Here is a 21,604-nt window from a genome sequence, read left to right on the forward strand (position 1 = left end):
CTCATTTTCCTTTAGAATAAATAAATAGACAAGAGCCGATAACTATGTAATAGTGCTATCGGCTTTGTGTCTGTACAGCTAGCTATTTGATAAGCGCTTAACTCAGCTTATCGGTTATGTCACTTATTGCTGGTCTTTTTGATTAAGTCCACGCCGTCGTATGCCAAATTTTCTAGATTCGCATCTTTCTGCAGTATGTAATGGTCAAAAAAGTTCTTAGTATAGTCTGTAACAAGATTTCGCATCTCCATAGCATCCCGTTTGCCTCTGAGTTCTTACCGATAAAATGTTCCGGGGTGCATAGACAAACTATCTAAAACCATCTTCATAGTAATATCTTCGTAAAGATTATCCTCAAAAAGATGCATAGCGCTATTAGATGCCTTGCTTCATTTAAACGAAAAATTTTTGGCATAGAATCCTCCATTATTACTTGATGTGTGAATCTATTTACACGTCAAGTAATAATGGAGTTTAGGAATTGTGTTATAGACAAATTATTTATTCTGTTGTTTTTTCTCTAATCTAAAAGAATTCAAATTTCTATGGTAAAATATTCTCATTAATATAGAACTGTTTTCGGAGGTCCATAAATGATCGTCTATGAAGCTAATAAACAAGAATTTCTTGAACATGTTGATAAAGATGTTCTTGTTTCCCATATACTCACTCAATTTGAATTGAAACTAGGACATACAAGTGAGTCGGAAATTCGTTCTTGGGATAATTCGATGTTACATATGTATCGTGTTTTAAATGATCCATTAATCCCGAATGATGCAGGAATTGCAATTGAATATAAGATTCCCTATACATCCAAAAGAGTGGATTTTCTTTTATCTGGACATGATGGTGAGAAAGATTCTGTGGTTATTGTCGAATTGAAGCAATGGTCAGAAGTACAAAAGGTTGAGGGGAAAGAGGCTATTGTTAAAACGGCCTTAAACCGTGGTTTGCATGAAGTAACTCATCCTTCTTACCAAGCGTGGTCCTATGCTGCACTAATTGAAGATTACAATGAAAATGTACAAGAGCAATTCATTCAATTAAAGCCATGTGCATATTTACATAATTATCGAATTCGTGATAATGATCCATTAACAGATGAACATTATGATTATTATCTTAACCTTGCCCCTGTTTATGCCAAAGGGGAAGTGGAAAAGCTCCGAAATTTTATAAAGAAATATATAAAATTTGGAGATCAGAAAGAAATTCTATATCAAATGGAACAAGGGAGAATTCGACCTTCCAAATCACTTCAGGATTCATTATCGAATATGCTAAATGGTAACCCAGAGTTTGTGATGATTGATGAACAAAAGGTGTTTTATGAAACCGCACTTCAATTAGCAAAAAAGGCCATAAAGACGGATACAAAGCAAGTTATGATAATTGAAGGCGGACCAGGCACTGGGAAATCCGTATTGGCTGTCAACTTGTTAGTGGCATTGACGAATAAAACAATGACTTGTCAATATGTCACAAAAAATTCAGCCCCCCGCAATGTTTACTCTACTAAGTTGAAGGGTGACTTTAGAAAAACAAGAATTGATAATTTATTCAAAGGTTCTGGAAGCTATACAGAATCGGAAAAAGATGAATTGGATGTATTGATTGTTGATGAAGCTCATAGATTAAATGAGAAATCTGGGATGTTTCAAAATCTAGGGGAGAACCAGGTAAAGGAAATCATCCATACTGCTAGAATGTCTATATTTTTTATTGATGAAAATCAGCGAGTAACGCTGAAGGATATCGGAAGTGTTGAGATGATAATGCAATTTGCTAAAGAATACGGTGCAGAAGTTACAACAGGTGTATTATCTTCACAGTTTAGATGTGATGGCTCAGATGGATATATTGCCTGGCTAGATGATGTATTGCAAATACGTGAAACAGCAAATGCGAATGATATGGGATTAGACTATGATTTCAAAGTGTTCTCTAGTCCAAATGAAATGAAAGCAGAAATTGAGAAGAGTAATAAAATCAATAACAAATCTAGAATTGTTTCCGGATATTGTTGGGAATGGCCTAAGGATAATCGGATGAATTCCAACTTCCATGATATTAAAATTGAAGAGCATAATTTCGGAATCAGCTGGAACTTGGATAGCTCTACAACATGGGCTATTGATGAAAATTCTGTGCATGAAGCAGGATGTATACATACGTGTCAGGGATTAGAATTTGATTATGTTGGAGTTATAATTGGTGATGATTTGCGATATGAAAATGGAGAAGTTATAACGGATTATACAAAAAGAGCAAAAACAGATCAATCACTGAAGGGGATTAAGAAAATGCTTAAAGAATCTCCTGAAGAGGCTCGAGAAATAGCAGATAAAATTATTCGTAACACGTATCGCACATTAATGACTAGAGGACAAAAGGGCTGCTATATCTTTTGTACTGACAAGAAATTAGAAGAATACTTTAGAACTCGTTTGATGAGAGAAAGCGTATATAGTGAAGAGGCATATGGAAATATCAAAATTGCTGAGGAGAAGGAAAGTTATTAAAGAATAGGTAGTGGGTATCCAAAGGGCTATGGCTTTTTGGATATTTTTCATCAATCTTTTTAAACCACAGGATATGCCTGTATGCAAATGACTTGTAGAATTATACTAGAAAAAACTTCAAATAACGAGAGGAGTTCTGCTCATGTCGAGCGACAATAGTTTATTATATACAAGGTGGAACAGTAAGTATCGTATTTATTCCCAATATACAGAAAGAAAGTAGTGTATGGGAAATTTAGAAAAGATATAGGTGCTATTGTCAGAAAACTATGTGATATGAAAGATGTAGAAATGATGGAAGCACATGCAATCCATTATCATATACACACCAAAATGTCTGTATCGTATTTTATAGGATATTTAAAAGGCAAAAGTTCATTGATGATCCATAATGACATGCGAATTTAGAATATAATCATGGAAACCGAACGTTTTAGGAGAAAGGATATTACGTGAGTATGATTGAATGAAATGAATAAACAATCGCAAAGTATATTCGGAGCAAGAAGCAGGGGTTTATTGAATAGAACGATGATTTAAATTTTGTAGTTAAAGTTATAAAGCGTCTGGGAGACTATTAATCCTACTCTCATAACTTTTGGAAGAAAAAAAGAGACTCAAGAAAGTTGATAGAAGAACATTCTTAAGTCCCTTTTGGTACTTTTATACTAGTAGTATCTTTAAATAGCTTAATTTTAGTAAAGTGATTCAGCACTTTTTTTCATAAATCTATAAACATCTTTGTGCTCAAAATCATTTTCGTTATAATTTAAGCTGTTACAAGCAAAAAATAAATGCTCTAACCAGTCTAAATCCTGTTGTTTAGTTGCTGAAATACACTCATTTTCTATATAAGGGATAGCAATTTCTTTTCCAAGTTCACGGAAAATTTCAATTGCTTCTAAAGAACCTGGCCAATTTCTGTCCTGTAACAGTCTGGCTAATTTTGGCAATGCTTTCTTATTTTTAGGATAGCCAATTTTTTTTATAACATGTACACCATTTTCCCAGCACTCTTTCCCGTATTTAGGTAAAATCATATCGGTTTTGTCTGGGGGTAAGTTAGCGAGAAAATCAATAGCTACTTCTTGATTTTCTTTTGGCAATAGCCAATTTAAGTTATATACGTAATATAAAATTTCTTCATCCTCTATTTCATAACTTTTAGACATAATATATTACCCCTCAATTTTTTGATGAAACAGAAATAGCTTGTAATATACGAGTGAATTTATGTGGTTTCTCATTAGCATTATCTTTCGACTTTATCCACCCAGCCATATCTGCTGAATTTTTTGGTTTTACTGAAACATGGTTGCTACCATCAACTACTGCTTTTAATACTTTAGTATTATTCACTGCTTCTTTTGTAGTGGCAGTGAATTTTCCAGAAGGCATTTTGAGATAATATGAAAGTCCACCTGTATCGGTTTTTCTAGGCGTTAAGTTATAAGCTGTCGAAGAGCCACCTCTATATATAATAGTTGGGTTCTTTTTTTTCAATCTAGTTTCTAATTCGGCTTTTACTTTATCTTTAGATACAGCAACCACTGTTACGATTGTTGCTGCAATAGCCATAGCTACGAGGTGTTCAAAAACCCATGCTGCTACTGGAACTAAAACAATAGGAAGAGCCATAGTAGTTATACCACCAGATTCAGGAGTACTTGGTTTAATAACAACTTGTCCATTTTGCTCTTGTTTTGTCTCTAATTCTTGAATATTTAATTCGCTCCCCGAAACTACATCATAAGCATTTGCTTGATATGTACCATCTTCTTTGTAATAGGTTAGTATATATTCAATATTATCATGAATGCTAGAAAAGGTAAGAGTATTATCTTGATCCTTAAATTCAATATTGTTTTCATCTAAATATAGCTCTAATTCTTCTGTTACCTTGGTATTTTTTACTAAAGAGTCAGCCGAAACTTGAGGTACATTTTGAAATATACCCAGAAACAATATGCTAAAAACTGATAAAAATATGGCAGACCTTTTTAATATTTTCATAGAAACTCCTCCTAATTTCCTTTTTTTGTAAATTATATTACATTTTTTAATGTGTTTGTAAATTTTATTTCGACATTATTCAGCATTTTATTTGTAAATGGAGGGTTCAAATTGATACGTTTAAAGAGAAGGGTATGAATGTTACTGTTTTTAGTATATAAACGATGTGAATCAAGAGGCATAAGGACAGCAAAAAATAAGGGGAAAAATATAGAAAAGAATTATGACTATTTTTTTGCAAACATAGCCATATCATGATGAATTCATCACCAGAACGTATTTGTTAGTAAATTTATTGTTTTTATCGCCTAAATATAGATCCATTTAAATGAATTTTTATTAAAGTAAAGTAATGATATTATTTATAAAATATAGAATAATGATGCTTGTAGTGCCTTTTTTTCTTTAAAGGTTTATAGTTCTAAAAGTAACCACCTTTCCAACCTCCCCCTTCATCTTTCACACCAAACTTAGTATAGTAGATATATATTTTCCATTATATATACAATAAAACGGCTGGAGGATGAGTACAATCAAAAACGAACCATTATATCAGCAGATTCAAAATAAGATAATAGAGCGGATAAAGGACGGGAAATGGAGAGTAGGAGATAGAGTTCCTTCTGAGAAGGATTTGATGGATGAATTTCATGTAAGCCAGATTACTACCAAGAATGCGTTGGCTGGCTTAGCGGATCAAGGAATTGTGGAGCGGATTAAGGGGAAAGGGACGTTTGTTATTGAAAGTAGTTTAACAGGTTCAATAGCAAGAAACCAAACTTCAAGTGGGTTGATTGGATTAATTATTCCAACGATGAAGACAAAGGTGGAGCAGGATTTTGTCAATTTTCTTGAACAATATGTGACGGAGCAAGGGTATAACTTAGTCATTAAGATTTCTAGAGAATCACAACTAAAAGAAGCGGAAGCTATTGAGACTTTTCGTATGATTGGTGTGGAAGGAATTATTATTTTCCCTGCAGAAAAGGAAATGTATAATGAAGCGGTTCTTCGACTGTCACTAGATAAGTTTCCCCTCGTATTGATTGACCGATATATGAAAAATATTTCTACCTATAGTGTCAGTTCCGAAAATACTCAAGGGGCGTTTGCGGCTATTTCTTATTTGTTGGATAAAGGATATGAACAGATTGGACTTATCTCTCCCTTAATAACAAACACGGTTACGGAAGAAAGAGCAAAAGGATTTGAACAAGCTTTTTTTAGAAAAGAAATTATAATTGATAAAAGCCTTTGGCTAACACTGCCATTTGATAAAATCTCCGTTCAGGAAACGCCTGCAATAATTAAACAATTTTTATTAGAAAACCCGAAGCTAGCTTGCCTATTTACGATGAATGCGGAATTGGCACAGTATGCGCATCGTGCTATTTTAGAAGTTCAAAAAGAGTCCTTGCGTCAAATAGAGTTGGTTACTTTTGATTTTCCTGGAATAGAAGGGATTACCTTTGTTCAGCAGGATATCCAGCAGTGCAGCAAGGATGCGGTGAAGTTATTAATGCAGCAGATGGCTGGAGAATACGAACCAAAACGAATATTTATCCCAGTAAATGTAGTGATTGCCGAAGAAAATAGAAAGTAAGAATGCTACCTGACTATGGTAGTTTTTTTGTTGGGAAAATATCCTCCTCACCTTTTCTCCACTTGCAGTTCTTTCCTTTTTCTTCTAATAAGTAGGACTTTTCCATCAAAAAAGTATAAAAGGTATATTATATACTAAATTTAGTATATTTTTACGAATGAGGATAATATAAGATGTTTGTAAGCGCTTTTATTTTTAAAAAACAACATTAAGTAGATAATTTTTAGATGAATCGTTTTCCTCTCTTCCTATATGATTTCTAAACAATGAGATGGTAATAGTAGATTACATTATCCAACAAAATTTAAGAGAACAGTATTTTACTAGAATATAGGTATTCAGGGTGTACAAAATCAATTTATAACTGATCAGGTATGCCCTTTTTATATAGATGGTATTTCAACAAATATGGGGAGGGGATTATCCTGAAGAAGTTAGTAAAAGTCTTACTGTGTATGAGTTTATGGCTTTCTTTACCGTATGCAGCATTGGCCTACAGTAACCCGATGGATTTACCAGAATCTTGGACATGGGATAGCGGGGAGTATTATGGAGAAGGGGATCCATATATCCTAAAGCATAATGGTATTTATTATCTCTATGTTAGTACCGTAGATGATAAAAGCGGTGTGAAGGCGTGGACATCCGAAGATTTAATGAATTGGACATATGCTGGTCTTGTTACAGAAGAACCTACTACGAAGGCTGCTTATGCCCCGGAAGTTGTTTACTGGAATGGCGATTTCTATATGTATACATCTCCAGGTGGAAATGGGCATTATGTCTATAAAAGTTCAAGCCCTCTTGGTCCTTTTAAAAAACAAACCGATAATCTTGGGATGGGGATTGATGGACATGTTTTTATTGATGATGACGGCAAATGGTATTTTTATAGTACAGGATCAAATAGAATAGATGCACGCTCTATGCCAACGCCGACAGAATTTGGCAAGGCAACGGATACAGGTGCAAAAATGAATGGCTGGACAGAAGGGGCAACCGTACTGAAAAGACATGGCAAATACTATATGACTTATACAGGAAACCATATTTGGAATAAAGCATACCGTATTGACTATGGAGTAAGTGATTCTCCTAATGTTGGTTATACAACGAATAAAGAACAGAATCCACTTTTACTAAACACAGAAGGGGAAAATGTAGGTTTAGGTCATAACACAGTTGTGCGAGGACCAGACCTTGATTCCGACTATATCGTCTATCATAGTCATGCGAACCCAGGGCGTAACATAAACTTCGACCGCATTGCATGGAATGGCGAGAAAATGCTCGTGTTAGGGCCGACAACTTCTGAACAGCCTGATCCTGCTTTACCGGATTTTAGTGATCGATTTAATCGAACCGAACTTGGAGCGGATTGGAAAAATGTAAATGGAGGGAAATGGAGTATCATGAAAGATACTTCTAATTGGCTGGAACAGAAGAAATTGGGTGATGCAAAATGGTCACGACAAGTGAGTAAGGTATCTACAGATAAGGAATATACAGCAGAATTCAATCTGAAAATGGTAGAAAAAGGGGAGAGTGAAAATCCGCGACTTGGTGTAGTTTTCTCCTATAAGGATGAAAAGAACTACGGAACAGCTGTCCTAAGCTCGAAGCATAATCGATTGGAAACGAATTTTGTTGTGGATGGTGAGGAACAAGGCTGGGAGTATGCAGATCTGCCAGAAGGCTATGATTACACAAAGCTACATCAATTGAGAGTAGAAAGGTCGGGAGATACATTTAGAATCTTTGTCGATGGCATGCAAAAGCAAACACGAGAAGTTCGAAATATTGGTGCTGGCAGCATCGGCTATACCACATCAGATGTACATGGAGCATTTGCCTATACAGCTTTTAGCAATAAAGTTGACGGCAGCAATGTCTTTGATGCGTACAAGCCTTTACCAGGGACAATTGAGGCTGTTCATTATAATGCTGGTGGTGAAGGTGTCGGCTATCATGATAAAACAAGGAAAGAAGCAGTTAATGCCTACCGCCAAGATTATGTAGATATTGCTGACGATTCTGACGGCAGTTATTACATTGAATCAAATGAAAAAGGCGAATGGCTGAAATATAATGTAAATATTGCCGAAGACGGCTTATATAATCTGGATTTACGAGTTGGCGAATCCTCCCAAGATGCCAAGATAAGAATCTTGTTAGATGGAAAGTCGGATATAACGGGGGATGTAAGTATTCCGCAATCAACGGATTGGAGAACGTTCTCAATCGAAAAGCTGAAACTACCAAAAGGAAAGCATACGCTAACGATTGAAGTGATAAAGGGTTCGTTTGATTTTTCAAGCTTTAAAGTACAAGGCTATAAAGCAGTTGATGTATTATATGACGATTTTAATGATGGGGATGCTGAAGGATGGGATGAAGTAGAGGGGACATGGAAAGTTGGTCCTTTTGAAGAGCAAAATATTGATTTCGATGAGTATAAACAGGTTCCTGGGGTAATAAATGCAGCCTATTACAATACTGGTGGGGAAGGAGTTGCCTATCATGATACGACACCAGAAAATATTGGTGGAGTATTTAGAAGAGATTCAGTAGATATCCGAACCAATCCAGAAGGCGGCGGCTATGCTGTTGGGTGGAATCAGACTGGTGAATGGCTGAAATACAATGTAAATGTTCAAGAAGCTGGCGAATACAATCTTAAGCTTTATGCTGCAACAACTTTTACAAGTGCAAAGGCGCGTCTATGGTTAGATGATAAAATAGATTTAACCGGCGTATTTGATGTTCCTGCTACTGGCGGCTGGAACAATTGGCAGGCTGTCATTAAAAATGGAATTACGTTGCCTAAGGGAAATCATACTTTGAAACTAGAATTCGTAGAAGGGGAATTTGACTTTACGAAAATGGAATTGTCTTCATTTGATGTTCATCGGCCGCTACCTGGGCTCATTGAAGCGGAAGACTATAACAACGGTGGGCAAAATGTAGCTTATTATGATAAGTCGGAAGGAAATAGTGGGGGACAGTACCGTAATGACGATGTGGACATTCGAAAAACTACCTCAGGGGATTATGCAGTTACCTCGATTGAGACGGATGAATGGTTAACATATGATGTGAATATTTTAGAAGAAGGAAGTTATGGTCTTGATTTATTTGTTTCCTCTGTAAAGGATGGATCGAAAGTAAAGCTTCTGTTAGATGATAAGCTAGATTTAACGGGAGAAATTAATCTGCCGAAAACGGGCAGCGTGGACAGTTGGAAGACTGTATCACTAGAGGATATAACCTTGCCAGCAGGGCAGCATACGTTAAAAGTAGTTGCTGTAGAAGGTGGCTTTGAGCTTTCAAAATTTATGTTCCACCAATTTGATCAGTATAAAAAGCTGCCAGGCAGAATAATGGCGGCAGATTATATTACTGGTGGTGAAGGGGTTGCCTATCACGACAACACCATTGAAAATATTGGCGGAGAGTATCGCCAGGATGCAGTCGATATCCGTGTGAATCCGGAAGGTGGCTACAATGTTGGCTGGAATCAAACAGGAGAATGGCTGAAGTATAATGTCGATATCGCGGAAGAAGGCAGCTATGATTTAGCCATAAACGTAGCTACAACATATAAAGATAGTCAAATCCGATTATGGCTTGATGATTCGATTGATTTGACAGGTGTTATTGATGTCCCTAGCACTGGCGATTGGAATAATTGGCAAAGCGTTATTAAGAAAAATGTTTCCTTACCAGCAGGACAGCATACGATTAAAGTAGAAATAGTAAAAGGCGAATTTGACTTCTATTATTTTGAATTCCTAGAGGAAATCGAAGTACCAGAGCCACAAATAATAGGCGAGTACAATGCAAGTAGCGAAACCTTTGCAAAATCAGTTATCGGTGAAAAAGAGTGGAAGGATTACATTATCGAAGCAGATGTTAAAGTGGCTGAAGGATCCGGAGACGGAGGAGTCATTTTCCGAGTAAATAATCCAGCAAACGGAATTGAGTATAGCCAAAATAATGCTGATTTTATGCAAGGATATGTGGCCTATATAAATGAAGACGGCGTCCATCTTGGAAAGCAAAATTATAATTGGGAGTATCTTGATGGTGCCTCAATCACAGACCCACAAGCTGCCTGGCATCATATGAAAATTGAAGTGATTGGGACAACAATTAAAGTATATGTGGATGATATGGCGACACCAAAGATTAATTTTACGGACAATAGCCGTACTGCCTTTACGCAAGGGAAAGTGGGGGTAAGGTCCAATTATAATAATACCAAGTTTGATCATTTCTTAGTTAGACCGTATCAAGCAGATCATACGTCTATTCAAACATTACTCGATATGTACAAGGAATCAGGTGAATTAAAGGATAGTCTTTATAAGAGCTTAAGCAATAAATTAAAGCAATCCGAAAAACACCTAGAGAAAGGAAAAAACGATCAAGCGATTAAATTTCTCCAAGATATGATCAAGCTGCTTCATAACGATAAAAAGGAAGTATTGAAGGCGGATATAGAAAGATTGATAGAACAATTGTAAAGTGGGTGTCAGGCACCGTAAAAAGACAGTTGTCTTTTTGTGGTGCCTGACACCATTTTATAAAGAAGAGAGGGAACATAGGTGCAAGATAAAGTGAATACAGAAAGAAAATTACAACATTTTTTTTCGGAAATAGAGTCTCTGGCTATTATTGACTTGAATATTAATTACCTGAAAGAAACTATTACCCTTAAATTAATGGGTGATAGAAATCGCAATTTGATTAATATTACGTTTAAACAAGTGTTGTCTTATTATGTATTTCAGGAACCAGCTTATGATACTTTTAGATTAAATGAGTTTGATGAAGAGTCCCATTTATTATTATCAGAATCCAGCTATTTTCCTCAAGGATTTGGTAAAATAATGATTGAAAGCCTTCATAGTGAATTAAAAGCAATAGAAACACTTTCATCAACTACAAATTTTTACTTTCAAGTTAATGATAAGGACTATTTCTTTATTGAAGCTAACGCATTAATTATTAATGAAGAAGAGTATAAAAATTTGATTATTGATGATTCAGAATTAAAAATACCAGTTGATTGAAATCCTTGGACCATTAGGACTGCTTTTCTTAAAAATTTATATACGAAGAATTGCTGTCAAAATATATGAAGAAACAAATGCTAGATGCTTTGACTAAAGCATTTAATGGATTTTAACGCATATCTTAGTGAGATGCTGCTAGAGTATTTTGTAGCATTGTAATTGAAACTTAGCATAAAACTCAATGGATATTTTTGTATACTAACTGTGAATTAAAGGACCAAAAAAAGTGGAGTGAATTATGAATAAAACTCAACCGTGGTATCTTCGTGATAAATTACTCTGGGCAATTTGCGTTATTGTACCACCGATTGCGTACATAATTATAATAGCTAATAAAAATAAGCTTACACATGAAAAGTATTTAGAGCATTTAACTTTAGCAACTATCATTCTTAGTATTTGGCTACTAAAGTTCGCTCCTGGAAATTTCCGTTTTGCTGCTTTGTTGACTATTATAATTGCATTGGTTTTACATCGAATTAAAAAAAGGAAAAAATAGAAGTGGGTGTCAGGCACCGTGAAAAGACAGTTGTCTTTTTGTGGTGCCTGACACCCGTTTTTATGGTAATGGTTTCCGTTGCGCAAAGGAAAGAGTTTAAATTAACTTTAAATTAAATTAGGTATAGTATGTAGTTAAGCAGTTGATAGCAAGAGATGAAATCGCTAACAAACCATTTTTAGTCATCCAGATTAGTCTCTTAATCTTTTAAGCTAGCAATCGATAGAGACTAAAGTCGAATGTACTGTTAGCTTTATCTTTACTGCTAATAGGAGAATTGGTGCACATATTTTTTTACGTAAGGGTGGATTAGCATGAACTTAGAAGAAATTAGTTTTCAAATTATTTTAAATGGAGGAAATGCTCGAGGTTTAGCAATGGAAGCAATAAATGATGCTAAAAGTGGCGACTTTTCTTTAGCAGAGCAAAAACTGGATGAAGCAAATGAAGCAATGCGCGTAGCTCATCGCTTTCAAACAGATTTGATTCAAGGGGAAGCTCGTGGAGAAAAATTTGAAATTCGGTTATTGCTTATCCATGCGCAAGATCATTTAATGAATGCCATGACTGTTGTTGATATGGCAAAGGAATTCATAGAACTTCATAAGAAACTACCTAACTAAGCTGGGAATTTGTTTGATTTTAATCAAAAAATCTTATTAATTATTGGAGGAATATAAAATGAAAAAAGCCCTAATTATTTGTGCAGCTGGTATGTCATCATCACTAATGGCAAAAAAGACAACGGAGTTTTTTAAATCAAAAGGTCAAGATATTGTATTAGATGCTATATCTGCAAATGAAGGCGGTAAGATGATTGAGAAGGGTGAATTTGATTTATATTTAGTAAGCCCGCAAACAAAGATGTATTTCAATAAGCTGAAAGAAACAGGGGATCGTGTTGGGAAGCCGGTTGTTAACATACCACCACAAGCGTATATTCCAATTCCGATGGGGATTGAAAAATTAGCAAACGTAATTTTACAAGAACTTCCGAACTAAGGTGCTAATGGATAGAAAGAGAAGGAAGCTACTTTAGTTTTTCCCTTTCTACGATGGAGTCCGTTCAATCTAATTTTCACTACAAAAAATGAAAGCGGTATCTATTGATGGTTTGATAATAAATGAAGAAGCAAGTAGCGAAGAACAAGAGAAGGGGGGATTCATATGAATGATGAACAAAGAGCCTTGCTAGAAAAGCAAAGAAAGAAACAAAGTATAAAAACGATGTATTTTAATCGGTATTTACTTGTTCGTTATGTAACTGCCCTATTCTTTTTTACCAATTTATATTGGTTTATTTCATTGGTGCTAAGTGATTCAAAGTTATTCTTTATTCCTTTCGTATTATTGTTCTTTATGGTAGCTAGTGTTGTGGAGCAAGTGAAGATTTACAGCAGTCCTAGCCATCATCCTAAATTTACAAAATACAGTTTTACGGCATTGCTCGCTGCAAATGTAATTTGTATAGTGCCTGCTTGTTTTTCTTCTCCTTTTGCTTTGCTTTATCCGTTCTTAATTAATCAAGATGAATCTAGAATGTTCATTCTAACTATTTTAATTTCGGGTATATTATTAGCTGCTTTCATGCTAAAACGTTTGCACAAGATTTGTTTAAATGAAGATAAACACTATAGCCGCATTAAACTATATGAGAAAGTTATTAATTAACCATGGAAAAGAGGAGTTTATATGTCAGGAGAAAATAAAGTATTTGCTCTTTTTGAAAAATATCTCATGGGTCCAATGGGGAAAGTTGCCTCCTTCCGCTTTGTGCGGGCAGTAATGGCAGCAGGGATGGCTTCCATTCCCTTTACTATCGTTGGTTCTATGTTCCTAGTATTGAATGTATTGCCGCAGACACTTACTTTTTTAGAAGGATTTTTCAATAATACTTTCTTTAAGATTAGTGACTTGTATATGTTAGCGAATAAATCAACAATGGGAATATTAGCACTCTATTTTAACCTTGTCATCGGATATGAGTATACGAAAATTATTGCTGAAGAAGATAACTTAAATTTAAACCCGTTAAATGGGGCTTTACTATCTATGTTTGCCTTCTTTATGACCATTCCTATGCTCGTAATAGACGGCGGAAAAATCTCGCTTATTCATCAAATTGATGATGAAACAACCATTGTAAATGGCTGGCAGATGGTTGGGGATGGTGTGAGTCGGTTAGGTACTACAGGTATTTTTGCAGCAATTATTCTCGGGATTATCGCCGTGCAGTTATATAGATTGTGTGTTAAACAAAATTGGGTAATTAAAATGCCTGAAGCAGTACCGGGGGGGGTATCGAGATCCTTTACAGCATTAATTCCAGCCTTTTTAGTGGCTGTCGTTATCTTGGCTATTAATGGGGTTCTAGTTGCATTAGGTACAGATATTTTCAAAGTAGTAGCTGTTCCATTTAGCTTCGTTGTGAATTTAACAAACAGCTGGTTAGGAATCATGGTGATTTATTTCTTAATCCATGCCCTTTGGATTGTCGGAATTCATGGCGCCAATATTATTGGTGCATTCTTAACACCTATTGTTCTTTCTAATATGCAGACAAATTTAGAGGGAGGGAATATTCCCTTTGCTGGTGAATTCCAGAACTCATTTGTCATTATGGGTGGATCTGGAGCAACTATAGGATTGGTGTTCTTCATTGCCTTTTTAGCTAAGTCACAGCAATTAAAGATATTAGGAAAAGCATCGCTTGCACCTGGTATTTTCAATATTAATGAACCATTATTGTTCGGACTGCCAATTGTTTATAATCCATACTTGGCCATTCCATTCTTCTTAGCACCTATGGCTTCGGCTTCGATTGGGTATTGGGCGATCAAGCTGAAATTTGTTGATGCGATTATTGCACAAGTACCTTGGCCATCGCCAATTGGTATTGGAGCATTTATTGGTACAGCGGGAGACTACATGGCAGTAATTGTAGCACTAATTTGCGGTGCTGTAGCATTCTTGGTTTGGTTCCCATTTATTAAAATGTATGATAACAAGTTAGTAATACAAGAAAAAGGTGGAGAATCAGTATTATAATCTAATAATTAAATTTGGAGAAACGGATGCTTACACGAAAGTAGTTGTCCATCATAGCTCTAAGCATTTAACAGGAAGAAGGCGGTTCTCCAAGAAACGATAGACCGCTTTCTTTTTTTATTAATAACTTAATATCTTAAATGGAGGAAACTCATTATGTCAAAAACAGCGTTGTCAGAAAATTTCTTATGGGGTGGAGCGGTTGCGGCTCATCAGCTTGAAGGAGGCTGGAATAAAGGGGGAAAGGGTGTAAGTGTTGCGGATGTAATGACAGCAGCAAGACATGGTGTCGCCCGTCAGATTACAGATGGTGTGCTAGAAGGATACAATTATCCAAACCATGAAGCAATTGACTTTTATTCGCGCTACAAGGAAGATATTAAACTATTTGCAGAAATGGGATTTAAATGTTTCCGTACGTCTATTGCTTGGACAAGAATTTTTCCAAATGGAGACGAGGCAGAACCAAATGAAGAAGGACTGCAATTCTATGATGATTTATTTGATGAGTTATTAAAACATAATATTGAACCAGTCATTACACTCTCTCACTTTGAATTACCATATCATCTTGTAAAAAAATATGGTGGATTTAGAAATAGAAAGTGTATCGATTTCTTCGTTAAATATGCGGAAACGGTATTAAAACGCTACAAAGAGAAAGTAAAGTATTGGATGACATTTAATGAAATCAATAATCAAGCAGATACAAGCATGGATTTCGCGAGCTTCACTAATTCAGGAATTAAATATGAGGAAGGGGAAAATCGAGAGCAGACGATGTATCAAGCCTCTCTTTATGAACTAATTGCTAGTGCCAAGGTAGTGAAGATTGGCAGGGAAATCAACCCTGATTTTAAAATTGGCTGTATGCTTGCCATTGTACCCGTTTATCCATATTCCTGTCATCCCGATGATGTTATGTATGCCGCAGAAGCAATGCATAATCGCTGGTTCTTTGGCGATGTACATGTTAGAGGAGAGATTCCTAACTATACGAAGAAATATTGGGAACGCAATGGATTTGAAATGGATATTACGAAAGAGGATGAAGAGATTCTCAAAGAAGGTACCGTAGATTATATTGGTTTTAGTTATTACATGTCTAAAGTAGTGAGTAGTCGTGAAGTCGAAGGCAGTGAATCTGATGGCGAATTCGGCCACGTTGTTCGCAATCCTTATGTAGAAGCGAGCGATTGGGGCTGGCAAATAGATCCGGTTGGTCTTCGCTTTTCATTAAATGCTCTATATGAAAGATATAATATTCCCTTATTTATTGTGGAGAATGGTCTAGGAGCAAGGGACACGGTGGAAGAAGATGGATCGATTAATGATGAGTACCGAATTCAATATTTCCGTGATCATATAGCCGAAATGAAAAAAGCGGTCGCATTAGATGGTGTTGACTTAATCGGTTATACACCATGGGGCTGTATTGATTTAGTTAGCGCGGGAACAGGTGAAATGGAAAAACGTTACGGCTTTATTTATGTAGATAAAGATAATGAAGGAAAAGGTTCCTTAGCAAGAAGTAAGAAGAAATCATTTGATTGGTACAAACACGTTATTGAAACAAATGGGGAAGAACTTTGATCTTTTTCGAAGGCATGCCTTCTGTTGTACCTATTAATCTAGCTAGTAGGTCAGGATTTGCTTTCATAGTCTAAATGGAGTTTGCTTTAAACTCCATTTTTTCCTATGTATTGAGCTTAAATGTATAATTTAGTAAGTTGAGTAAAAATGGTCCAATGATTGGACAATGAAGGGAGCTGATTGAAATTGGCTTTACTATCAAGCCGGCAGAAAGATATCTTATTTCTTTTATCAGAATCAAAGGAGCCTGTAACATCAGACTGGATGGCTAAAGAATTGGGTGTCAGTGATCGGACTATTCGAAAAGAAATAAAATTGATGCAGGACACGACAGAGTCATGCGGGACTATAATAGATTCCATTAGAGGAAAAGGCTATGTACTGAATATCGTTAATCCTGCCTTATTTTCCAATACTATTCATGAACATTTTAATGATAAAAAAAAGCTAGTGGATGATTTTGCAGATAAAAATACGAGAGTTCTCTATATTTTAAAGCGTTTATTTCTAGAAAAGGATTTTATTAAACTAGAAAACTTTACAGATGAACTGTTTATATCGATGTCTACCTTGAATAATGATTTAAAAGTAGTGAAGGAGATTCTAGATAAATATAACTTGAAATTAATAAACCGGCCACATTATGGCTCTAAAGTGCATGGTGATGAATATATGAAACGGTTATGTTTATCCAATTTCTTATTAAGTCGTAATCAAGAGACATTTGTTAAAGAAGACTCTCTGCAGCTTATTGATCAGATTCTTTTAAAAAAGATTAAAGAGGTTATCATACAAAAGGTGATTAAATATAAGATTGATATATCTGATATCTCTTTGGAAAACCTAGCTACACATATAGCGATTGCATGCAGAAGAATTCAGGAAGGCTTTGTAATAGAAGAGTTAACAGATGTTCTAGTGGAAGAGTATCCATTTGAAAAGATAGTAGCGGATGAGATTATTAGTAAAGTAGAAGAGTTTACTGGTCTAACGTTTCCTAATACAGAAATAAATTATATTATTGTTCATTTACTTGGAACGAAGCTCTTGCATAAAAGAGAGCTAGTCGAATTTAGTAAGTTTGATGAGGCGGGGACGATCATAAATGAGATGATAGAAAGACTGCGCACTGAATTGAATTGGGACTTTCGCCAAGATCGAGAGTTTATCCAAGCTTTAACCTTGCATATCCGCCCTGCCATGAATCGATTGCGTAATAAAATGAGTATACGTAATCCTTTACTAAATGATATAAAGAGGAAATACCCTGCTGCCTTTGAAGGAGCTATCATAGCCAGCAAATGTATAGAGGAGTACTTAGGGATGGAAGTGGTAGAAGATGAAATTGCTTATATCTCTCTTCATATAGGTGTTGCGCTCGAACGGTTAGAATTAGAGAAGAAGAAAAGGAAAAAAGCAATCATCGTTTGTGCATCAGGTGTGGGGAGTGCTAAGTTACTGTATTATCGCTTGCAAAATAGATTTGAACAAGAACTGGAAATAATAGATACCATTAATTATTATAATTTATCCTCATATGACCTGACGGATATTGAGTTAATTATTAGCACCATTCCGATAAGGGAAGATTTTGGGATACCAGTCCAAGTGGTGAATACTTTCTTAGAGGACAAGGATATACGATCTATTCATGACCATCTAAAAGCTGCTTCTTATAAGGTAGGGAATTACTTAGATGCATCTAGAATTTATCTTCAATTAGACTTGCAAGATAAAGAAAGCATCATAGAATTTCTAAGTAAGGAGTTATACCAATTAAATCTTGTACCAGCAGACTATATGAATCTTGTTTTAGAAAGAGAGGCAATAGCCCCGACTAGCTATGGGAATCTCGTGGCTGTTCCCCATCCCTTGGTTCCCGTAACGCAAGAAACTTTTTGGACAGTGTGCACATTGAAAAATCCAGTCCAATGGAATGAGCAGCAGATGGTTCAGTTTGTCTGCCTATTAAATATTAAAGAAGGAACACATAGTGAATTGGATGGCATGTTTAAAAAGCTAATTTCTATTATCGAAAATAAGGCGATTGTGCAAAAAATCATTAAAAGTAAAGAGGCGGATGAGTTAATAGAGTTACTAAATTGACGAATAAGATCATACTTTGTATTGGTTAATTAAAATTAATATGACGTTTAAACAAGTCATGTCTTATTATATTTATCAAGAACCAGAATCATGATACGTATAGACTGAATAACTAATTTTGATGAGTCTCATTTATTATTAACAGAATTAAGCTATTTTCCTCAAGGATTTGGAAAAAATTATGATTGAAAGCCTAAATAGTGCATTAAAAGAAATGGAAACACTTTCATCTACAACAAATTTCTATTTCCAAGTCAATAATAAAGACAACTTCTTTATTGAAGCAAGCTGTTTAAGTATAAATGGGAAAGAGTATAGAAACTTGATTACAGATGATAAAGAATTAAAGAAACTATTATATTGAATTTTTATCCTTCAGAGCTGAGATTTTCAAAATAATCTTAGCCTTTTCTTTTCATATGACATACCATCATAAAGAAATCTCTTTGCGTCTTGACAAACAAATCTAATATGTATTATTATATACCAGTAATAAGTAATACTTGATATCTGTAACACAATGTACTGATGATGCATAGTATTGAAATATAAAATAACTGTAAGTGAGGTGGAAATGTGGAAAATATTACAGAGATGTTGAAAGGAGTGCTTGAGGGGTGCGTGCTTGAGATTATAAGCCGTGGGGAAACTTACGGATATGAAATCACGCAGCAGCTGCGAGAGCTTGGTTTCACGGATGTAGTGGAAGGGACTGTTTATACGATTACCATGCGGCTGGAGAAAAACAATTTAGTTGATATCGAGAAGAAGCCGTCCACTATGGGGCCGCCAAGAAAATTTTACAGGCTGAATGCAGATGGCCAAGAGCAGCTTAAAATGTTTTGGGAAAAATGGGAGTTTGTATCAAGCAAAATTAATGAACTTAAAACAAAAAAAACAAAGGAGATGTTGTAATATGAGTATATTTGAAAAAATAATTGGTAGTCTGGAAGAAAAACGGGAATGGAAGGCGATGGAGACACGTGCAAAAGCACTTCCAGGTGAATATAACAGCGCTTATAAAGCGATCCAAAAATATATATGGAATGCTGGTGGTGGTCCCACTGACTGGGAGGGCAGCAGTCGCATTTTTAACGGTATTCTCGATCTCTTCGAGGCAGGAGCAGCTGAAGGAAAGAAAGTTACTGACCTTACGGGTGAGGATGTGGCAGCTTTTTGCGATGAGCTAGTGAAGGGTGAACAAACTTGGAATGATAAGTATCGTAAAAAATTAAATGATACTATTGGTCGAGGATAACCGCAACTGCCTATTGAAGTTTAGGTCCAATGATGTAAATCCCAAAAATTTGGTTGAATTAGCTCCATCCGCAGTATCATGAATAAATGCAACATGAAACGTTTAAGCAAGAGTAAACGAAAAAGCTAGTATCGACTGAATGGTTGTTGCCAAGGTGAATTATTAACTATTCAGTTATTTTTTTGCTCCGGTAGTAAGTATTACAGAATATCAGTTAGACTAAGTAGATGTATGTAGACAAGATAGTTTTAGGAGAGCACTTCTATAAGGAGGGAAAAGCATGAGCAAAACAGTAATTTCTGTAAAGGGTTTAAAGAAATCCTTTAACGACAAAGAAGTATTAAAGGGAATAGATTTTGAGGTGAGGCGTGGCGAAATTTTTGCATTGCTAGGTTCAAATGGAGCGGGCAAAACGACGATAGTTAACATTCTCTCCACGTTGATGAAACCTGATGATGGAAAAGGAAGTATAGATGGTTTTGACATCCATCGTCAACCAGATAATGTCCGTCAAAGCATCAGTCTGACAGGGCAGTTTGCAGCATTAGATGGCATGCTTACTGGTCGTGAAAATCTAATCATGGTTGCAAAGCTGCGGGGAGTTTCTAATCCAGTCCAGACTGCTGACTATTTGCTTGCTAGATTCAGCCTGACTGACACAGCCAACCAGAGAGCAGATCAATATTCGGGAGGGATGAAGCGTAGACTTGACATTGCCATGAGTTTAATCGGAAAGCCGTCTGTCATTTTTCTTGATGAACCAACGACAGGACTTGATCCTGAGGCGCGGATGGAAGTTTGGGATACAGTCAAGGAGCTTGCGGGCGGTGGCACAACCATCTTGCTAACGACTCAGTATTTGGAGGAAGCGGAACAGCTAGCAGACCGTATTGCCATCTTACATGGCGGAAAAATTATCACTACTGGTACTCTGACTGAACTTCAAGAGATGTTTCCACCAAGAAAAGTGGAGTATATCGAGAAGCAGCCGACATTGGAGGAAATTTTCCTCGCAATAATTGGCAAAAAGGAGAGAATATAAATGAAAAGTAAAACATGGGTACTACTAGGACGTTTAATGCGCAATATTATGCGCAGCCCAGACACGATAATTACAGTGGCGATTACGCCGATTATGATGATGCTGCTGTTTGTCTATGTATTTGGTGGTGCGATAGAAACTGGTACGGATAACTACGTCAATTATTTACTGCCAGGCATTCTGCTGATGGCAATCGCATCCGGTGTTGCTTACACTTCGCTGCGGCTGTTTACGGATGTGAAAAGCGGGCTGATGGCACGCTTTGTTACAATGCCTATTAAACGTTCGTCGATATTATGGGCGCACGTGTTAACTTCAATTATTTCCAATATGCTTACTGTGGTGGTCGTTATCCTTGCTGCGCTTTTGATGGGCTTTCGTTCCAATGCGGCTATTATAGATTGGTTTGCGATAGCTGGGATACTTGGACTATTTACACTTGCACTAACATGGCTAGCCGTCATTCCTGGCTTAAGAGCAGGAACTATGGAAGGAGCTACAGCTTATTCATACCCGCTGATTTTTCTGCCGTTTATCAGTTCAGCCTTTGTTCCTACCGAAACCATGCCTAAGTTTATCCGTGTGTTCGCAGAGAATCAGCCTGTGACCTCCATTGTAAATGCCATTCGTGCTCTTTTGTATGAAGGCACCGTTAGAAATGATATCTGGATAGCTCTTGGCTGGTGTGTCGGTATCATGGCTATCGCTTATTTCTTCGCTAATAAAGCATTTAAACGTCAGTTAGGGTAACTAACCTGGGGAAGGGATAATGGCTTTTTGCGATTAATTAACCTTTTAAGAACGATGAATTCACATTAATGATTAAATGTGGTTCATCG

The 21,604-nt window shown here is 36.1% G+C and carries 18 protein-coding genes and 2 pseudogenes; 17 read left to right on the forward strand and 3 right to left on the reverse strand.

Features of this window, described 5'->3' with window-relative positions; genetic code table 11:
• Positions 1-119: 119 nt before the first annotated feature.
• Positions 120-275, reverse strand: a pseudogene (locus NSQ92_RS01850) (choline esterase); the annotation flags it as partial.
• Between the two features lie 318 nt (positions 276-593).
• Between NSQ92_RS01850 and NSQ92_RS01855 the strand changes: the two are divergent.
• Positions 594-2,525, forward strand: a complete 1,932-nt coding sequence (locus NSQ92_RS01855) for a DUF2075 domain-containing protein (RefSeq protein ID WP_047943309.1) — start codon at positions 594-596, stop codon at positions 2,523-2,525.
• A 142-nt stretch (positions 2,526-2,667) separates the two neighbouring features.
• Positions 2,668-2,959: pseudogene (locus NSQ92_RS01860) on the forward strand (transposase); the annotation flags it as partial.
• A gap of 261 nt (positions 2,960-3,220) precedes the next feature.
• Here the strand turns inward: NSQ92_RS01860 and NSQ92_RS01865 are convergent.
• Complete coding sequence (locus NSQ92_RS01865) at positions 3,221-3,697, reverse strand: hypothetical protein (RefSeq protein ID WP_047943308.1); 477 nt, start codon at positions 3,695-3,697, stop codon at positions 3,221-3,223.
• 13 nt (positions 3,698-3,710) lie between these two features.
• Positions 3,711-4,538 (reverse strand): hypothetical protein, encoded by an 828-nt coding sequence (locus NSQ92_RS01870; RefSeq protein ID WP_047943307.1) that lies wholly within the window; start codon positions 4,536-4,538, stop codon positions 3,711-3,713.
• Between the two features lie 523 nt (positions 4,539-5,061).
• On the opposite strand from NSQ92_RS01870, the gene NSQ92_RS01875 reads away from it, so the two are divergent.
• The 15 genes from NSQ92_RS01875 (at position 5,062) to NSQ92_RS01945 (ending at position 21,515) form a co-directional block, all read left to right on the forward strand.
• Entirely contained in the window at positions 5,062-6,141 is a 1,080-nt protein-coding gene (locus NSQ92_RS01875; protein ID WP_341132142.1) for a GntR family transcriptional regulator, read from the forward strand.
• Between the two features lie 455 nt (positions 6,142-6,596).
• Positions 6,597-10,667, forward strand: a complete 4,071-nt coding sequence (locus tag NSQ92_RS01880; RefSeq protein WP_341152314.1) for a carbohydrate-binding protein — start codon at positions 6,597-6,599, stop codon at positions 10,665-10,667.
• An 81-nt stretch (positions 10,668-10,748) separates the two neighbouring features.
• Positions 10,749-11,216, forward strand: a complete 468-nt coding sequence (locus NSQ92_RS01885; protein WP_341152315.1) for a YxiG family protein — start codon at positions 10,749-10,751, stop codon at positions 11,214-11,216.
• 241 nt (positions 11,217-11,457) lie between these two features.
• Entirely contained in the window at positions 11,458-11,718 is a 261-nt protein-coding gene (locus NSQ92_RS01890; protein WP_095320958.1) for a hypothetical protein, read from the forward strand.
• 314 nt (positions 11,719-12,032) lie between these two features.
• Positions 12,033-12,341: a PTS lactose/cellobiose transporter subunit IIA gene (locus NSQ92_RS01895; protein ID WP_047943303.1), complete on the forward strand. Its 309-nt coding sequence runs from the start codon at positions 12,033-12,035 to the stop codon at positions 12,339-12,341.
• Positions 12,342-12,399: 58 nt separating this feature from the next.
• Positions 12,400-12,720, forward strand: a complete 321-nt coding sequence (locus NSQ92_RS01900; protein WP_095333496.1) for a PTS cellobiose transporter subunit IIB — start codon at positions 12,400-12,402, stop codon at positions 12,718-12,720.
• Positions 12,721-12,885: 165 nt separating this feature from the next.
• Positions 12,886-13,389 carry a hypothetical protein gene (locus tag NSQ92_RS01905; protein ID WP_341152316.1) on the forward strand — a complete coding sequence of 168 codons (504 nt, stop codon included), beginning with the start codon at positions 12,886-12,888 and terminating at the stop codon, positions 13,387-13,389.
• Positions 13,390-13,410: 21 nt separating this feature from the next.
• Complete coding sequence (gene celB / locus NSQ92_RS01910) at positions 13,411-14,766, forward strand: PTS cellobiose transporter subunit IIC (protein ID WP_341152317.1); 1,356 nt, start codon at positions 13,411-13,413, stop codon at positions 14,764-14,766.
• A 156-nt stretch (positions 14,767-14,922) separates the two neighbouring features.
• On the forward strand, positions 14,923-16,359 hold the full coding sequence (locus tag NSQ92_RS01915; RefSeq protein ID WP_341152318.1) for a 6-phospho-beta-glucosidase: 1,437 nt from the start codon (positions 14,923-14,925) through the stop codon (positions 16,357-16,359).
• 180 nt (positions 16,360-16,539) lie between these two features.
• Entirely contained in the window at positions 16,540-18,465 is a 1,926-nt protein-coding gene (locus tag NSQ92_RS01920) for a BglG family transcription antiterminator (RefSeq protein ID WP_341132148.1), read from the forward strand.
• 169 nt (positions 18,466-18,634) lie between these two features.
• On the forward strand, positions 18,635-18,829 hold the full coding sequence (locus NSQ92_RS01925) for a YxiG family protein (protein ID WP_418789598.1): 195 nt from the start codon (positions 18,635-18,637) through the stop codon (positions 18,827-18,829).
• Between the two features lie 212 nt (positions 18,830-19,041).
• Positions 19,042-19,380: a PadR family transcriptional regulator gene (locus NSQ92_RS01930; RefSeq protein ID WP_047943296.1), complete on the forward strand. Its 339-nt coding sequence runs from the start codon at positions 19,042-19,044 to the stop codon at positions 19,378-19,380.
• Position 19,381: 1 nt separating this feature from the next.
• The gene (locus tag NSQ92_RS01935) at positions 19,382-19,723 is read left to right on the forward strand and encodes a DUF1048 domain-containing protein (RefSeq protein WP_047943295.1); all 342 of its coding nucleotides are present in this window, start codon (positions 19,382-19,384) and stop codon (positions 19,721-19,723) included.
• Positions 19,724-20,003: 280 nt separating this feature from the next.
• Complete coding sequence (locus NSQ92_RS01940) at positions 20,004-20,765, forward strand: ABC transporter ATP-binding protein (RefSeq protein WP_341152319.1); 762 nt, start codon at positions 20,004-20,006, stop codon at positions 20,763-20,765.
• A complete protein-coding gene (locus NSQ92_RS01945) occupies positions 20,766-21,515 on the forward strand; it encodes an ABC transporter permease (protein ID WP_341152320.1) in 750 nt (249 codons plus the stop codon).
• Positions 21,516-21,604 lie beyond the last annotated feature (89 nt).

This window comes from Niallia sp. FSL M8-0099 (assembly GCF_038006945.1).
In the GTDB taxonomy this organism is placed as follows: domain Bacteria; phylum Bacillota; class Bacilli; order Bacillales; family Cytobacillaceae; genus Niallia; species Niallia circulans.

Bases quoted from the DNA above. Each gene is read 5' to 3' on its own strand.
- NSQ92_RS01855 (WP_047943309.1), top strand. From the start codon at position 594: ATGATCGTCTATGAAGCTAATAAACAAGAATTTCTTGAACATGTTGAT.
- NSQ92_RS01865 (WP_047943308.1), bottom strand. From the start codon at position 3,697: ATGTCTAAAAGTTATGAAATAGAGGATGAAGAAATTTTATATTACGTA.
- NSQ92_RS01870 (WP_047943307.1), bottom strand. From the start codon at position 4,538: ATGAAAATATTAAAAAGGTCTGCCATATTTTTATCAGTTTTTAGCATA.
- NSQ92_RS01875 (WP_341132142.1), top strand. From the start codon at position 5,062: ATGAGTACAATCAAAAACGAACCATTATATCAGCAGATTCAAAATAAG.
- NSQ92_RS01880 (WP_341152314.1), top strand. From the start codon at position 6,597: ATGAGTTTATGGCTTTCTTTACCGTATGCAGCATTGGCCTACAGTAAC.
- NSQ92_RS01890 (WP_095320958.1), top strand. From the start codon at position 11,458: ATGAATAAAACTCAACCGTGGTATCTTCGTGATAAATTACTCTGGGCA.
- NSQ92_RS01895 (WP_047943303.1), top strand. From the start codon at position 12,033: ATGAACTTAGAAGAAATTAGTTTTCAAATTATTTTAAATGGAGGAAAT.
- NSQ92_RS01900 (WP_095333496.1), top strand. From the start codon at position 12,400: ATGAAAAAAGCCCTAATTATTTGTGCAGCTGGTATGTCATCATCACTA.
- NSQ92_RS01905 (WP_341152316.1), top strand. From the start codon at position 12,886: ATGAATGATGAACAAAGAGCCTTGCTAGAAAAGCAAAGAAAGAAACAA.
- celB (WP_341152317.1), top strand. From the start codon at position 13,411: ATGTCAGGAGAAAATAAAGTATTTGCTCTTTTTGAAAAATATCTCATG.
- NSQ92_RS01915 (WP_341152318.1), top strand. From the start codon at position 14,923: ATGTCAAAAACAGCGTTGTCAGAAAATTTCTTATGGGGTGGAGCGGTT.
- NSQ92_RS01935 (WP_047943295.1), top strand. From the start codon at position 19,382: ATGAGTATATTTGAAAAAATAATTGGTAGTCTGGAAGAAAAACGGGAA.
- NSQ92_RS01940 (WP_341152319.1), top strand. From the start codon at position 20,004: ATGAGCAAAACAGTAATTTCTGTAAAGGGTTTAAAGAAATCCTTTAAC.
- NSQ92_RS01945 (WP_341152320.1), top strand. From the start codon at position 20,766: ATGAAAAGTAAAACATGGGTACTACTAGGACGTTTAATGCGCAATATT.